The 16,297-nt window shown below is 44.0% G+C and carries 9 protein-coding genes; 5 read left to right on the top strand and 4 right to left on the bottom strand.

Annotated elements, in window-relative coordinates:
* The first annotated feature begins 22 nt into the window (after positions 1 to 22).
* Positions 23 to 2,047, top strand: coding sequence for a RagB/SusD family nutrient uptake outer membrane protein (locus tag BACCELL_RS06265; RefSeq protein WP_007210791.1), 2,025 nt, complete (start codon positions 23 to 25; stop codon positions 2,045 to 2,047).
* A gap of 126 nt (positions 2,048 to 2,173) precedes the next feature.
* A complete protein-coding gene (xyl3A, locus tag BACCELL_RS06260; protein ID WP_044153646.1) occupies positions 2,174 to 4,762 on the top strand; it encodes a xylan 1,4-beta-xylosidase in 2,589 nt (862 codons plus the stop codon).
* Positions 4,763 to 5,227: 465 nt separating this feature from the next.
* Here xyl3A and BACCELL_RS06255 read toward each other — a convergent pair whose 3' ends face one another.
* The 3 genes from BACCELL_RS06255 to BACCELL_RS06245 form a co-directional block, all read right to left on the bottom strand.
* Complete coding sequence (locus BACCELL_RS06255) at positions 5,228 to 7,663, bottom strand: glycoside hydrolase family 95 protein (RefSeq protein WP_007210788.1); 2,436 nt, start codon at positions 7,661 to 7,663, stop codon at positions 5,228 to 5,230.
* A gap of 77 nt (positions 7,664 to 7,740) precedes the next feature.
* Complete coding sequence (locus tag BACCELL_RS06250; RefSeq protein WP_007210787.1) at positions 7,741 to 9,216, bottom strand: glycoside hydrolase family 28 protein; 1,476 nt, start codon at positions 9,214 to 9,216, stop codon at positions 7,741 to 7,743.
* 189 nt (positions 9,217 to 9,405) lie between these two features.
* Complete coding sequence (locus tag BACCELL_RS06245) at positions 9,406 to 12,324, bottom strand: M16 family metallopeptidase (RefSeq protein WP_044153645.1); 2,919 nt, start codon at positions 12,322 to 12,324, stop codon at positions 9,406 to 9,408.
* A gap of 103 nt (positions 12,325 to 12,427) precedes the next feature.
* On the opposite strand from BACCELL_RS06245, the gene prfB reads away from it, so the two are divergent.
* Positions 12,428 to 13,543, top strand: a complete 1,116-nt coding sequence (prfB, locus tag BACCELL_RS06240; protein ID WP_007210785.1) for a peptide chain release factor 2 — start codon at positions 12,428 to 12,430, stop codon at positions 13,541 to 13,543.
* A 212-nt stretch (positions 13,544 to 13,755) separates the two neighbouring features.
* Complete coding sequence (locus tag BACCELL_RS06235; protein WP_007210784.1) at positions 13,756 to 14,184, top strand: hypothetical protein; 429 nt, start codon at positions 13,756 to 13,758, stop codon at positions 14,182 to 14,184.
* A gap of 165 nt (positions 14,185 to 14,349) precedes the next feature.
* Here BACCELL_RS06235 and BACCELL_RS06230 read toward each other — a convergent pair whose 3' ends face one another.
* The gene (locus BACCELL_RS06230) at positions 14,350 to 14,760 is read right to left on the bottom strand and encodes an HU family DNA-binding protein (protein ID WP_007210783.1); all 411 of its coding nucleotides are present in this window, start codon (positions 14,758 to 14,760) and stop codon (positions 14,350 to 14,352) included.
* Positions 14,761 to 15,045: 285 nt separating this feature from the next.
* Here BACCELL_RS06230 and BACCELL_RS06225 point away from each other — a divergent pair.
* The coding region (locus BACCELL_RS06225) for a beta-L-arabinofuranosidase domain-containing protein (protein WP_007210782.1) at positions 15,046 to 16,297 on the top strand (1,252 nt) is incomplete at its 3' end.

Below are 16,297 nucleotides of genomic sequence, written 5' to 3'. Positions count from 1 at the left end.
CATTTAAATAAAAGATGAAATTATGAATAAGTATATAAAAATGGCATTTGCGTCAGCCTGTTGCGTCTTGTTTGCACAGTGCAGTGACTTTCTGGAAACTTCTTCTCCTTCTAATACAGATGACGAGTTTGTAACTTCCAGTCCCGCAGAAACTCTGAAGACTTTGTCAAGAGCTTATGCACTTTATCGTGAATCGTGTAATGGGGCATACGATTGGAACGACCATTACCGTTCGGATATCGAATATTTCCCCGAGAATAATACTTCCAATAATATCAATGCAAAGCTGGTTCCCGAACAGATTCCTTGTGATCACATGAAAGGTAGCTTCAATGCTCTGTACAATGTGATTTCCTATGCCGGAAAGACCGCTGACCTGATTGCTGCCAAAACAGCTTATCAGGATGATATCGCAGCAGGCAGGACTTCTGACTGGACACATCTGAAAGGTGAAGCCGAAGCATTACGTGCATTATGTTACTTTGACTTGATTAAACATTGTGGTGATGTACCGTATGGCTATGAGAATAATTATGTAGATGATTACGGGCTGACTTCACGTTTTGATATTTATGATGCATTGATTGAAAAATTGAAAGCAGCGGAACCGTATATGTATAAAGTAGGTGAAGGCGGTTTGAACGGTGAGCGTATTACGAGGACATTTGTTGATGGACTGATTGGTAAAATGGCTCTTTATGCCGGAGGCTATCAAACAATCCGTACTGATATGCCTGAACTTTATGGAAGTGTACAGTTCGAAACTCTCAGCACGGATGCTAAACGTAAATGCGCTTATGCCCGTCGTTCCGATTACAAGAACTATTACACTATAGCTGAAGACTATTTACAGAAAGCTCTTTCAACCAATGCAGGAACTACCAAACTGGTTACTACGGATGAGCGTAGCTATGCGAACAATCCTTTCCAACGCCATTTTCAATACGGAATGGATCTTCTGATGAGTCCTGAAGCTATCTTTGAAATAGGTTGTGTACAAAATCAAGCTACAAGCCGTATGTATTGCTATGATTTCGGTCGTGGCTCTAACGGTGGTAACAATACTGCCCCGAATAAGGTATTTGCCGGTATACGTATGGTGCCGAGTTTCTATTACGGTGGTTATGATAACGCTGATAAACGTCGCGATGTCAGTGCGGTGGTTACCGGGCTGGATGGTAAAGGCAATGAGTTGGCATTTACTTTTAAGGCGGGTGCTAAGATTGATGGAGGTATTTGCTTGAATAAGTGGGATATTTGCCGCCAAAATCCTTACTTTGTCGGTCCTCAGATGGGCGCGGGTTTCAATATACCGATTATGCGTGTAGCTGATGTCATCTTGATGTTAGCGGAAGTGAAAGCAGGATTGGATGCAGATACTGAAGCTATAGGCCTGGTTAATCAGATTCGTGAAAGAGCTTTTGGAGATGATTTGCATAATATTTCCGGTTTGTCCGGTGAAGCACTAAAAGAAGCTATTCTGATGGAACGTAAGTTTGAACTTTTCGGTGAAGGGCATACCAGTTACGATCTGGTTCGGAGTGGTAAATTCTCACAAAAAGCAATGGAAGTACGTAATGAGATGTCAACCCTTGCTGAAAATCTGAAGACTAAAGGTTATCATGAATTTGAGAATGGCAACATCTTACCCGCTTACATCTGGACAAAGCAGGTTGCAGGTGCCAAACTGACTTATGACTGTACGGATGAAAATGATCCTGTACTTTTCCCGGGGTGGCGTGGTGTATTGGATTTTGCTGAGTTAGGATTGTCTGTAAATGGAACCAACCATAATACCGCTATCAAAGGGTTATTTGAATATATTGCTCCGGATAGTGAGACTGCGGCAGAATTAGAAGCGGAAGGATATGTGAAGACAGAGTGGGGAAGCACTCTTGCTGCCAATATTGATATATATCTGAGCAATATTCTTCCGGGCATTACATCGGAAGAGAGTGTTCCGTGTTATTACTGGCCTATTCCTTATGAAACAATCAGTCAATCCAAAGGAAAAGTGACAAATGGCTATGGACTGCCACAGCAATAATAGGTATTTGGTATAGAGCTTTGAGAAAACTGCAGGATTTCATTTCCATCGGATTTAAAATCTTGCAGTTTTTGTCGTACTATTTCCTTTGATATATTATTTTTGTAAAAATATAGAATAGAAATGATGAAAGAAAAACTTTTTTACTTACTGCCTCTCCTTGCTTTGGCAAGTTGCGGAGAGCCATCCTACAAGGATGCTTCTTTATCTCCTGAAAGGCGGGCGGAACTTCTGGTGAAGGAACTTACACTGGAAGAGAAAGCGCATCTTATGATGGATGGTTCCCGTTCTGTGGAACGATTGGGTATTAAACCGTATAACTGGTGGAATGAGGCGCTGCATGGCGTTGCCCGGGCAGGCTTGGCTACGGTTTTTCCCCAGCCGATAGGTATGGCAGCGTCCTTTAACCCGGAAATGGTGTACGAAGTGTTCAATGCCGTGTCGGATGAGGCACGTGCGAAGAATACCTACTACGCATCTCAGGATAGCCGTGAACGCTATCAGGGTTTGACCATGTGGACTCCCACAGTGAATATCTACCGTGATCCGCGCTGGGGCAGGGGTATTGAAACCTATGGTGAAGACCCTTATCTGACAAGTCGGATGGGCGTGATGGTGGTAAAAGGTTTGCAAGGACCTGCCGATGGAAAATATGATAAACTGCATGCCTGCGCCAAGCATTTTGCCGTACATTCGGGACCGGAGTGGAATCGTCACTCTTTTAATGCGGAGAATATAAAGCCACGTGATTTGTATGAAACTTATCTGCCACCCTTCGAAGCATTGGTGAAAGAAGGAAAAGTGGAAGAAGTGATGTGCGCTTACAACCGTTTTGAAGGTGATCCTTGCTGTGGAAGTGATCGCCTGCTGATGCAGATATTGCGTGGAGAATGGGGATTCGACGGTATAGTAGTATCTGATTGCGGTGCAATAGCTGACTTCTACAACGATCGTGGTCATCACACTCATCCCGATGCAGAGTCAGCCTCTGCCGCGGCGGTGATCAGTGGAACAGACTTGGAGTGTGGTTCCAGTTATAAGGCTTTGATAGAGAGTGTGAAAAAAGGATTAATTTCAGAAGAGACCGTAGACACGTCTGTCAAGCGACTGATGAAAGCCCGTTTTGCATTGGGGGAAATGGATGAACCGGAAAAAGTATCCTGGACCAAGATACCTTTCTCCGTAGTAGCTTCTGCTGCTCATGACTCTCTGGCATTGAATATGGCCCGTGAATCCATGACATTGTTGATGAATAAGGATAACTTTCTGCCGTTGAAACGTGGTGGACTGACGGTAGCCGTTATGGGGCCGAATGCGAATGACTCAGTGATGCAATGGGGAAATTATAACGGAATGCCGGCGCACACCGTCACTATTCTTGATGGAGTGCGGAATTTGCTTGGCACTGATGATAAACTGATCTATGAGCAAGGCTGCCCATGGGTGGAAAGAACTCTGATTCAGAGTGCATTCAGCCAGTGTAAGTCAGACAAAGGTCCCGGGTTCACAGCTCGTTACTGGAATAACCTGAAGCGTGAAGGCGAACCGGTGACCACAGCACAAGTCACCACTCCTTTCCGCTTTTGTACTTCGGGGGCTACAGTGTTTGCTCCGGGAGTGAATTTGACGGATTTCTCCGCAACCTATAACAGTGCATTTACTCCTAAAGAATCAGGAGAAATTGTTCTTGAGGTTTATTGCTATGGGAGCGGAAGACTTCGTGTGAACGGAGAAGAAGTGAAAAGTTTCTCAAACAAGCACGGTGCAAGGAAATCTACTCATGCGATGAAGGTACAGGCTGGTAAATCGTATGATCTGGAACTTGATTTTGAGTATCTGAGAAGTGATGCACAGTTGAACTTTGATCTTGGATTTAAGAAAGATGTGGATATAAGGAAATCTGTTGAACGTGTGAAGGATGCAGATATCGTTATTTTTGCGAGCGGTATATCTCCCAGCCTTGAAGGAGAGGAGATGGGAGTAAATCTTCCCGGTTTCAAGAAAGGAGATCGTACGGATATTGAGTTACCTGCCGTTCAGCGTGAACTGATTGATGCTCTGCATCGTGCAGGTAAGAAGATTATTCTGGTTAACTGTTCAGGATCGCCTATCGGTTTGGAACCTGAGACTCAGAAGTGCGAAGCTATCTTGCAGGCATGGTATCCCGGTCAGCAAGGTGGTAAGGCTGTTGCCGAGGTATTGTTCGGTGATTATAATCCGGCGGGGAAATTACCGGTTACTTTCTATCGCAATGTGTCTCAGTTGCCTGACTTTGAAGATTATAACATGACCGGAAGAACTTACAGATATATGCAGGATGTGCCTTTGTTCCCATTCGGTTACGGTCTTAGTTATACCACCTTTGGCTATGGTAAAACCGTACTTGACAAGAATGAACTTACAGCCGGACAGTCTTTGAAACTTACTGTACCTGTTACAAATACGGGCAAGCGTAACGGAGAAGAAGTGGTGCAGGTTTATCTTAGAAAACAAGGAGATGCAGAAGGACCTATCAAAACCTTGCGTGCTTTCAAGCGTGTATCTATTCCGGCAGGAAAGACCGTCAATGTGGAGTTTGACCTGAAAGATAAAGAATTGGAGTGGTGGGACGATCAATCCAATACAGTAAGAGTTTGTCCGGGTAATTATGATATTATGGTGGGAGGAAGCTCTAAAGAAGAAGATTTGCAGCGAACAACGATTGCTATAAAATAATTGTTGGAAAGTGAGAAAAATCCCAATATACTTGACATCGCCTTTCTGATGTCGTATATTTGTATTCGTAAATCTATTTAATATTCAATTTTAAATTAGCACGAACGGAGAAGCATTGCTTCTCCGTTCTTTTTTTATCCCTATGGCTTGTCATTTGAAATGCCACATGTTTACTTCCCCAATGCTACAGCTTAGCAGCTTAAATGCCACACTTCAACAACCTAAATGCCACACTTCAACCGTTTTAAGCCCAGCCGTTTCACTTGCTGAGGTGTGGCGTTTCACTGATTTACCCCAGCGAAACGGACGATACATCTGAGGTAAACAGACGATACGTTTGAGGCATACTGATCATGTGTTTGAGGCAAACAGACGGTCTGTTCCGAAAGTAAAACGGGAGGTCTATGCCTCCCGTCCGTTAATCTTCTGTAAATATGCTCTTGACAAAGAACGTCCGGTTACCTGTTACCGGACATCCGTAAAAGTATAAGTTTCTCCTGCTTGGGTCGCGATCTCATAAACGTATGATTTCTTTAGCTCAATACCTTTCAAAGGAGCTTTCTCACTAATCAAGGGGCGGCTTATGGGCTGCTTGGCAAAGAAAGGATTGGCATTACCGTTGTCAGTAACAGATAAACTTTTTCCATCCATAGCCAACTCCTGATGTACACGTAGATGAAGATTGCCTCCGAGAGTCGATTTGATCACGGCAGATTCTATCTGCCCGTTTTTCCACTTCAATGAAATGATTTCAAAGCCTCCGCGTGCCCGAAGTCCCTTTATTTCACCGTCCTTCCATACATCTGGCAAAGCTGGTAGTAAGTGTATGGCTTCATCATGGCTTTGCATTAACATCTCGGCAATACCGGCTGTACAACCGAAGTTTCCGTCTATTTGGAAAGGAGGATGTGCATCGAAAAGATTAGGATAGGTTCCTCCTCCTTGTCCTTTCTGGATTTCGGGGGAGACCAGATTGAGTTGATCAGTGATAAGTTTGAATGCATGATTCCCATCCAAACATCTTGCCCAGAAACAAACCTTCCATCCCATAGACCAACCGGTAGAAGGATCACCACGTTGGATTAGGGTGTTGCGTGCAGCCTCAAAGAGTACGGGTGAGGAGTATGGAGATATCTGGAATCCCGGAAAGAATCCCCATAAGTGAGAAATGTGGCGATGATGATCTTTGGGGTTATCCCAGTCCTCAAACCACTCCTGCAATTGTCCGTATTGCCCTACTTGCATAGGAGGCAATTGTTTTCTGAGTGAGAGGATCGTATCGCAGAATAGCTCATCCTTCTCTAATAGCCGTGCGGCTCTTTCTGTATTTGTGAATAGATCAAATACTAGCTGATTGTCCATGGTGATGCCTGCAAAGAGATTGGCTTTTGTTCTCCATTGTGGAGGTGAATTCTCTGGTGAATTACTTGGGGTGACTACCATATAACCTGTGTTGGGGTCTTTGACAAGGAAATCGACAAAGAATTCGGAAGCACTTTTCATGATCGGGTATGCCTGGGCCAGAAAATCTTTATCTCCCGAATACAGATAACGATCCCATAAATGATGGCATAACCAAGCGTTGCAAGTGGGCCAGGGACCGCAATATGCTTTGTCTACCGCCCCGTTCATGCGCCACAGATCGGTGTTATGATGCAACATCCATCCACGGCAACCATACATTTCGCGAGCAGCTTCCTGACCATTCTCATAGAGTTCCTTTATCATTTGCAGGAAAGGTTCGTGCATTTCGGGCAGATTAGTTACTTCAGCCGGCCAGTAGTTCATTTCGGCGTTGATATTCGTAGTATAACGGCATTTCCATGCCGGATTTAGCTTCTGATTCCAAATGCCTTGCAGATTGGCCGGCTGCCCTCCCGGCTGTGAACTGGAGATTAGAAGATAACGTCCAAACTGGAAGTATAGGGCTACCAGGTGAGGATCATTGGCTGTGGCAAACTCTTTGACGCGTATATCGGTTGGCTTGTCAGCCTGGGCGGTACGGCCTAAATCCAACGATACACGATTATAATATTTCTGATATTCACTTATATGAGCCTGAAGTGCTTTGGTATAATTCTTCCCAGCATTCTTTAAGTATACTTTGTTACGTTTGACAGGATCGCCGGATATGTCTTTGTAATTGATGAAATTGGTGGATATCGCCAGGTAAATTGTGGCGCTGTTTGCACGAGTTACTACCAGGGTAGAATCATTTGCAGAGGTTTTCCCTCCCTGTACGTTGAGCTTTAAATCTGTACGGAAGCGGACTGCCCCTTCTACAAACTCATTTCCTTTAGTCACTCCCTCCATAGTCATGGCGTCTTTGCCGGAAGTTGTGACGTCGACGTCTTGCGGGCATGTTAGAGCAGTGGTGAATGTCAGTTTCCCCGGTTGTGAAGCGGTCAGCCGGATGATGACTAATTGATCTGCAAATGAAGTGAATACTTCACGTTTGTAGTCGACGCCATCCACTGTATAAGTGGTTGATGCGACGGCTTTTTCCAAATCCAGCTCCCGGCGGAAGTTTGTATAACCTTCCTGATCCTGAAACCTTAACCGTAAACTACCTGCTGTTTGATAAGGCATGCCAAAACCATTCTTCGAGAGAAGCCTCTCACCCGCCAATGTCTGGGCTTCAGGATATTTTCCTTCAAAGATCAACTGTCTTATTTCAGACAGATAGTTTTTAGTTTCCGGATTGTAGTTCTTGTAAGGAGCACCGGCAGAAATCGTTTCTTCGTTCAATTGGATTTCTTCATTTACCGGATTTCCATATACCATTGCTCCCAATCTTCCATTACCTAAAGGGAGAGCTTCTTCCCAATATTCAGCCGGGCTGTCGTACCATAAGACCGGCGCTTGCTGGGCTTTTAAGTCTGTACTTGCTATGATTGCCATACAGACTAATGAGAGTTTTAAGAAACGGTGTGCCATATTATAGATTTTTTTTGAGTGGTCTATTTGTTTTTCTTCTATTATTTCCTGACAATTTGTGTGGAATCACAATGAATGATTGACAGGTTTTCTATTGCTTCTAAATCCACTACCGGCTGACCGGCTATCGGTTGCTTTGTCCGCACGTCATTCAGGAATATATCCTTGCATTGTCGGATGTTGAGTGAAGGTCCTTCTTCTACGGTGAAACTTACGTTGTTAAAACGGATATCGGTGGCTGTTTCTGCTTGAAATCCTTTTCCGGCTACTATGTTCATGTTAGAGAAAGACAGTTCCGATATAGGCATTTCCTCAATGCCTTTTATATAGCCTATCCGCTTGATATCATTTCCCGTAACATTACTTAAATGGATATTCCGGAAAATAGGAGTACGTTCGCTTACCGGTTCCACTTTCGATAAACGGTCATAAAATAAATCGAAAATAAAGGCATCTCCTTGTATATTCTTCATTACGATATTGTCTACCCGTATATCTTCTACTACACCACCGCGTCCGCGGGATGCTTTTAACCTGATACCGGCATTCGTTCCATCAAACACACAATTGGATATAGCTATCCTTTTTACACCGCCCGACATTTCGCTGCCGATGACCACTCCACCGTGACCGGAAAGCATGATACAATTGGTGATTGTGATGTTCTCGCATGCTTTCCCATATTTACGTCCGTCGGCATCACGTCCGGACTTGATGGTAATACAATCGTCTCCAACACTGATAAAACAGTCGGAGATACGTACATTTCGGCAGGAACTCGGATTGATACCGTCCGTATTCGGCCCTTTAGGATTGCTTGACGGGTTATTGATGGTTACTCCATGTATTGTAACGTTATCACAGAAGGCCGGATTGACTGTCCAGAAAGGAGAGTTGATGATCTTCACATTTTCAATAAGGATATTCGTACATTCGTAGAACTGAATAAAAGGCGGACGGAACATTTTACGTTCCAGAGAAGGCTTATAGTAATCGGATATTTCCAGGTCATTATTGGCATCCACCCACATTTGCTGTAACTTATCCAGAGAAGGTAGCTTGCCACCGTTCTCTTTTATCACCTTACGTGTCTCAAATTCCCATAACCACCATTTCAGTCCGTTCCCATCCAGCGTTCCGCGTCCGGTAATGGTCAGATTATCTGCCGAATGAGCGTAAATCAGTGGGGATAAGGTTTGCATAACGGTTCCTTCCCAACGTGCGGTTACAAAAGGCAGATAATCCTCGAACCTGTCTGAGAAGCGCACAATGGCACCTGATTCCAGATGCAATGTAATATTACTTTTCATGTGGATAGTAGCAGTCAGATAAGTCCCGGCAGGAAAATAGATGGTTCCACCTCCTTCCGAAGCTGCTTTTTCAATAGTCTGGTTAATCAGTTTCGTACATGGCTTGATGCCTTTGGCATCAGCCCCCAATTGTTTCATGTCGAACGTGCGGGACGTGGCTACCACAGCCATCATTACTCCCATAATAAAGATGAATAAACGTTTCATGGTCTGTCTTATACTCTTTTAGATATGTGATACAAATTAGAATACGGGGCAAATGTACGTAATCACAGTGCGGGGAGGGTGGACTTTTTGTGTAATAAAGAGTATTTATAAATAGAACCGGTAGAAATTATAAAAAAAGAAAGGGTTACATGACAATGCAACCCTTCCCTGTTTTACTGCTCAGATATATTAATATCCGAAGATATCTTCCTGTTTCAGTTCAATTACCGGACCTACTTTTTTCAAAGCATTTATATCCAGCTCTTTTTTGTCACCAAGGATACAATATGTATAGGTGCGTCCCTTGATCCATTTATTCTGGTAGTCGATAACATCCTGTAACGTCATGTTCTGCACATCGTTATACAGCTTGATACGACTATCTACATTCTGTCCCAGATATTGAGCGCTGATATAATCCCAGATAACATCCATCTTGATGGTGCGGTCGGTACGCATACGGGCAATCATGCCGTCTTTGGCCAGTTTGAAGGCAGCTTCCGATTCAGGCATATTGTTGATGATGTCATTGAATGTATTGATGGCGTCTATCATCTTGTCATTCTGCGTAGCAATTTGTGTGCGTAGCATATAAGGATCTGTCAAATAGCTTGGCTTTAACATACCGGCCCATGCCGAGTAAGCCAAACCGCGGCTTTCGCGCATTTCCTGGAATACGATGGAATTCATGCCGCCACCGAAGTATTCGTTGTATAGTTGACGACCGGATTCAGCAGCAGGATCAAATTTCTCTCCTTTGTTGGAGATTTGCGACATATAGATTTGTTTAGCATCATACGGAGCAATGAAAATCTTCGTTTCGGGTGTCAATAGTGCTTCAAAGTTATTTCCTTCAGGAATTTCTTTCAAAGCCTCCGGTGCCTGATGCTCTTTATTAATGATGGCAAGCAGGTCATCCTGATTGCTTGGCCCATAGTAAAGAATACGGTGCTTGAAGCTGCTCAACTGTTTGATACGGTCCACAAGCTGTTGCGGATCCATAGAGATCAGTTCAGCTTCGGTCAGCAGATTGGTTGCCGGAGATTTCGGACCATAAGTAGCATAAGACACCAGGCGCGAGAAGTTTTGCATCTGATTCAGCTTAGCGTCTTTGCGGGATTTCAGAATATCGTTAGCCATATTTGCATAAGCCTCTTTATTTACCTGGGCATTTGCCAACAGTTTTTCGAAGAGAGCCATGGCAGCAGGCATATTTTCGTTGAGGCCGGAGAGTACAACATAAGTACGTTTGCTACCCGGAGATACAAAGAATGAGCACGCAAGACGATAGAATTCGCTCTTAACCTCTTCCGGAGTCATGTCGGCTGTACCGAGGTATTCCAGATATTGGGCAGCGGTACCGAGTGCCTTGTCATTGTTGTTACCCATATCAAAGAGGTAAATCAACTGGAAAATATCATTCGTTGTATTCTGTTTGTAAAGTACAGGAATATCCGATTTTGCTTTCAGTTGGGTAAGATCTTTGGAATAGTCCAGGAATACCGGTTCGATAGGAGTCACTACGCTTGCCTGTATTTCTTTCAGGAAGGTACTGGCGGTGTCGCGATTCATCACGATAGGAGTGATTTCGGGTTTCGGCATCTTCTTTTCATTTGGGTCTTTACCTTGTCTTTTGTAGATAACGGCATAGTTATCATCTTTCAGATATTTATTGGCAAAGGCTACGATATCATTCTTAGTCAGTTTGGACATACGGTTGAGGGCGGTAACTTCGTCTGCCCAGTCACTACCGTTTACGAATGACTGTACAAACATGTCGGCACGCGCATCATTGTTTTCCAACTGCTGCATCTGATACAGTTTGAAGTTGTTGATATTGGCTTCCAGCATCTTTTCGTCGAAGTCGCCGTCGCGGAGTTTCTTCAGTTCACCCAGCATGAGGTCTTTCACTTCGTCCAGAGTCTGTCCTTGTTTAGGGCGTCCCTGCATCAACAGTGCGCTGTAATCGCTCATGGTCAGAGGATAGCAATAAGAACTTAACGTCTTCTGTTGTTGTGTAAGATCAAGGTCGAACAGGCCGGCTTGTCCGTTATAAAGTATCTGGGAAACCACTTGTAATGTTTCCACATCTTTGTCGGCCGCTCCGGGGAAACGCCATGCAAGGGCAACGCTTTCGGCATCCGGGCCGATTACTTCACGTACAACAGGTGCTGTAATCGGGGTTTCTTTCGGCAGATCCAGTTTCGGCAGATCAGTGTTTGGTTTCAAACCACCAAAATATTTGTCAATGGTTGCAATCATCTGATCGGGATCAAAATCACCGGAAAGACAGATAGCCATGTTGTTGGGCACATACCATTTCTTATAATATTCTTTGATGTTGGTGATTGAAGGATTCTTCAGGTCTTCCTGAGTACCAAGTACGGTTTGTGTTCCATACGGATGGTGTGGGAAAAGAGAAGAAAGTACTGCTTCGTAAACTTTGCGCGGGTCGCGGGTCAGCGACATATTCTTTTCTTCGTAAACCGTTTCCAACTCAGTATGGAAACCGCGGATCACGCAATTTTCAAAACGTTCTGCCTGAATTTTTGCCCAGTTGTCAATCTGATTGCTGGGGATATCTTCCGTGTAGCAAGTAACGTCGAAACTGGTGTAGGCATTTGTTCCGTTGGCACCGATGGCAGCCATGAGTTTGTCATATTCGTTGGGGATGGCATATTTGGAAGCCTCGTAGGAGATGCTGTCAATTTTTGCATAAATAGCTTTACGTTCAAGGCTGTCTGTTGTCTTGCGATAAACTTCGAATTGTTCTTCGATCTGGTCCAGCAAAGGCTTTTCAATCTCATAGTTCTGAGTACCGAAGTTTGTGGTACCTTTAAACATCAGGTGCTCGAAATAGTGAGCCAATCCGGTAGTTTCTGCGGGGTCGTTTTTACCACCTACACGTACTGCAATGTACGTTTGTATGCGCGGAGTTTCCTTGTTTACAGTCATGTAGACTTTCAAACCGTTGTCCAGAGTGTAGATACGCGCTTTCAGCGGATCATTGGGTACTGTTTCGTAGCTGTACTTCGAAGTACAACTTCCTAAGCTTATCGCTACCAGTAGGATAAACGTTAAACCAATTTGTCGGAATAGTTTGTTCATAAGCTGACTTATTAGATTGATAACTGCAAAAATATGCGTTTTTTTCATACCTTTGCACTCAAAAAGTAAATATTTTAAATAAGAAGGTTTATTTTCATAGATTATGATTACCATAGAACAACTGAAAAGCATTAAAGAGCGCACCGAGGCACTCTACCGCTATCTGGACATCGAAGGAAAGAAGATCCAGGTAGAAGAAGAACAGTTGCGCACGCAGGCTCCGGGCTTTTGGGATGACCAGAAGACGGCTGAGGCACAAATGAAGAAAGTGAAAGGTTTGCAACAGTGGATAGCCGGTTATAATGAAATAAAGACATTATCGGATGAATTGCAATTGGCTTTTGATTTCTATAAGGACGAACTTGTAACCGAGGAAGAGATAGATGAAGCTTATGCCAAAGCTTCCGTTGCCATTGATGAGCTTGAACTGAAAAATATGCTTCGTGATGAAGCTGACCAGATGGACTGTGTGTTGAAAATCAACTCCGGTGCGGGTGGCACGGAAAGCCAGGACTGGGCAAGTATGCTGATGCGTATGTATTTGCGTTATGCCGAAACCAATGGCTACAAGGCTGTCATTTCTAACTTGCAGGAAGGTGATGAAGCCGGTATTAAAACCTGCACTATTGAGATTTCAGGTGATTATGCTTATGGATATCTGAAAGGCGAGAACGGTGTACATCGTCTGGTGCGTGTATCTCCTTACAATGCGCAAGGCAAGCGTATGACTTCTTTTGCTTCTGTTTTTGTAACTCCGCTGGTTGATGATACTATTGAGGTGAACATCAATGTTGCCAATATCTCATGGGATACTTTCCGTTCCAGTGGTGCCGGTGGTCAGAATGTGAACAAGGTAGAATCCGGAGTTCGTCTGCGTTATCAGTTCAAGGATCCGTATACGGGCGAGGAAGAAGAAATCCTGATTGAAAATACGGAAACTCGCGACCAACCCAAGAATCGCGAGAATGCAATGCGCCAGTTACGTTCCATTCTGTATGATAAGGAACTTCAGCACCGCATGGCCGAACAAGCCAAGGTGGAAGCCGGGAAGAAGAAGATCGAATGGGGTTCGCAGATACGAAGCTATGTATTCGATGATCGCCGTGTAAAAGACCACCGTACTAACTTCCAGACTTCGGATGTCAATGGAGTGATGGATGGTAAGATAGATGGTTTCATTAAGGCGTATCTGATGGAGTTTGCGGGGCAAGAGGATTAAAATTTATTTCTATATAAAGAGAATGGGTGTCACTTGATGAATGAAAGTGGCACCCATTTTTGTTTTCAAGAGCGTGAGGGGAAACGATATTGTTCTTTGTAAAAGACGTTTCTTAAGAAAAAACGTCTTTTGAAAAAAACACTTTTCTTGCGAAAACGTATTCTTTAAAAAACATTTCTTATCTTTGTTCCTAACTCAATAATTGCTTTTGCATGGAAATAGCCGAAAGCATAGAAGCCACTCGTCAGTCGGTTATCCGTATGTTTCAAGTTCTGGAACGTGCAGCTTTACTCATCATGCTGTATTCCGGGAAAAACAATATGCAGCAACTTGCCAAACCGGAAAAAGTTTATTTGGACAATATGAACTTGATGTATGCTCTTTCTTCCTCTGCGGATATAGGTAATATTCGTGAAACATTCTTTGCCAATCAGTTGAAACAAAATCATCAGATAGCTTTTTCCGGGCAGGGAGATTTTCGGATAGATGATGTTTATACTTTTGAAGTGGGAGGAAAGAACAAGACGTTTGAGCAAATAAAGGATGTACCGAACAGTTATCTGGTCATAGACGGGATGGAATATGGAACAGGATTCCTCTTTGGCTGTTTGGATTTCTGTATTAGCCTACATTATTCATAGTAGGAGTTAAAGCCGATTTCTCATGATATTTAAATTTTATTCAAAGTAAAATAGAGTACTATAAAATATTTTGTGTAAATGCAAATACCGGATTCAGTAAGAGTTCCGTATTTGAAACATAACCCCACAGTGTACAATACCTTGATAGATCCCTGCATAAAAAGACTACTGTACCGCTGCTACACCTGATCTATGTCTTTCTCTCTTCTCGTATTTAATCTCCGCCAATACGCGGCGCATTTCCGGATTGGCTCTATAGCACACCCGCATGGGTTTCACTTTTGCCGGAGTGCACTCCTCGGGCGTTTGGCACCCTTCACTGCTGGCCGACACCGTAAATATGCCTAAACCGGGTAGAGTCACAGAATCTCCCATCGCCAAATGCTTCCGCATCAGTCGGGCCACAGTGCCAACGGCTGCAATTACATCTTCGGGGGGTAATGAGCTCCGCACGGAAGCCTCTGCAGCAATATAATCCAAATCTATCACTCCCGAACCCACGGGAACACCATAATAGAGCCCCTTTTCTCTGTTGCCCATTACGCTTTTTTTTGTGCGTACCACGTATTTTGCCATAGCATGCTTGTTTTGTTAGTTAAACGTTTCTCTTATCTAAATAGTCTTGACATGTACATCTCGACAGTTTTATGCTTTGGTCAAGGTAAACAAATAAAGCGCGGTAACCGCATTTTCGATGAGTTATTTTAGGAAAACAGCACCGTTTGTACGGCGTACAAGGCGGTTAGAAGTATTTATCCATCTATTTGAAGCATTTGTCCATCTCCGTAATAATAGGAATATCTACTTTTGCCCTCGGAATTAAATAAAATCTAATAATAAATTTAATAATTAAACAGAAGAATGATCAGATTATCTCTTACCGTGGTGTTGCTATGCAGCTTGTTTTTCACAACATCTTGCTCGCAACAAGTAAGCACAAACAAGGATCAAGGCTTTGAGTTTAACCGAGCTCCTTTAATCGAAAGCCATTTTGCAGAACTGCCCTTAGGCGCCATAAAGCCTAAAGGATGGCTGTTGGAAATGTTGGAAAGACAAAAAGATGGTGCAACCGGAAAGTTAGACGAACTGTACCCGGCAGTAATGGGTAAAAGAAACGGATGGCTCGGAGGCGACGGCGACCAATGGGAACGCGGACCGTACTGGATCGACGGATTGTTGCCGTTGGCCTACATTCTAGAAGACGAAGCATTGATAGCCAAAGCAAAACCGTGGGTGGAATGGGCGATACAAAGCCAACAGGAAGACGGTTACTTCGGCCCCGTACAAGACTATCCGTACGAAGACGGACTGCAACGAGACAATTGCCGAGACTGGTGGCCCAAAATGGTGATGCTGAAGATACTTCAACAATACTATTCGGCAACGGGCGACGAACGCGTCATTACGCTAATGACGAACTACTTTAAATATCAGTTGAATACGTTGGAGGAGAAGCCGCTCGATAACTGGACGTTTTGGGCCAGAATGCGCGGGGGCGACAACTTGATGAGTGTGTACTGGCTGTACAACATCACCGGAGACAAAGAACTCCTGAAACTCGGCGAACTTATATACAAACAAACCGAAAACTATACGGACATGTTCCTCGACCGCGACAAACTTACCCGCGAAGGATCGATACACAGCGTAAACTTGGCACAGGGCATGAAGACTCCGATCGTGTACTATCAAGCACATCCGCAACAGAAGTACTTGGAGGCCTTGGAAGTGGCACTTAACGACCTTGAACGTTTCCACGGATACCCAACGGGCATGTTCAGCGGCGACGAAGCCATTCATGGCAACGACCCCACACAGGGCACAGAGTTGTGTACCATCGTAGAATATATGTTCTCGTTGGAAACCATGTACAAGATTACGGGTAATCCCCGCTTTGCTGATATATTGGAAAGAGTGGCCTACAATGCACTGCCCGCACAAACGGACGATGAATACATGGCTCGCCAATACTTCCAGCAAGTGAACCAAATAGAACTGTCGCAACAACAACGCAACTTCGACGTTAACCACACCGGATTGGACAACTGCTTCGGACTACTTACCGGATATCCTTGCTGTACATCCAACATGCACCAAGGCTGGCCCAAGTACG

Origin of the sequence: Bacteroides cellulosilyticus DSM 14838, from assembly GCF_000158035.1 — a bacterium.
GTDB classification, from domain to species: domain Bacteria; phylum Bacteroidota; class Bacteroidia; order Bacteroidales; family Bacteroidaceae; genus Bacteroides; species Bacteroides cellulosilyticus.
Note: the sequence above shows the minus strand (reverse complement) of the source record. Positions and strands in the feature narration are given on the sequence as shown.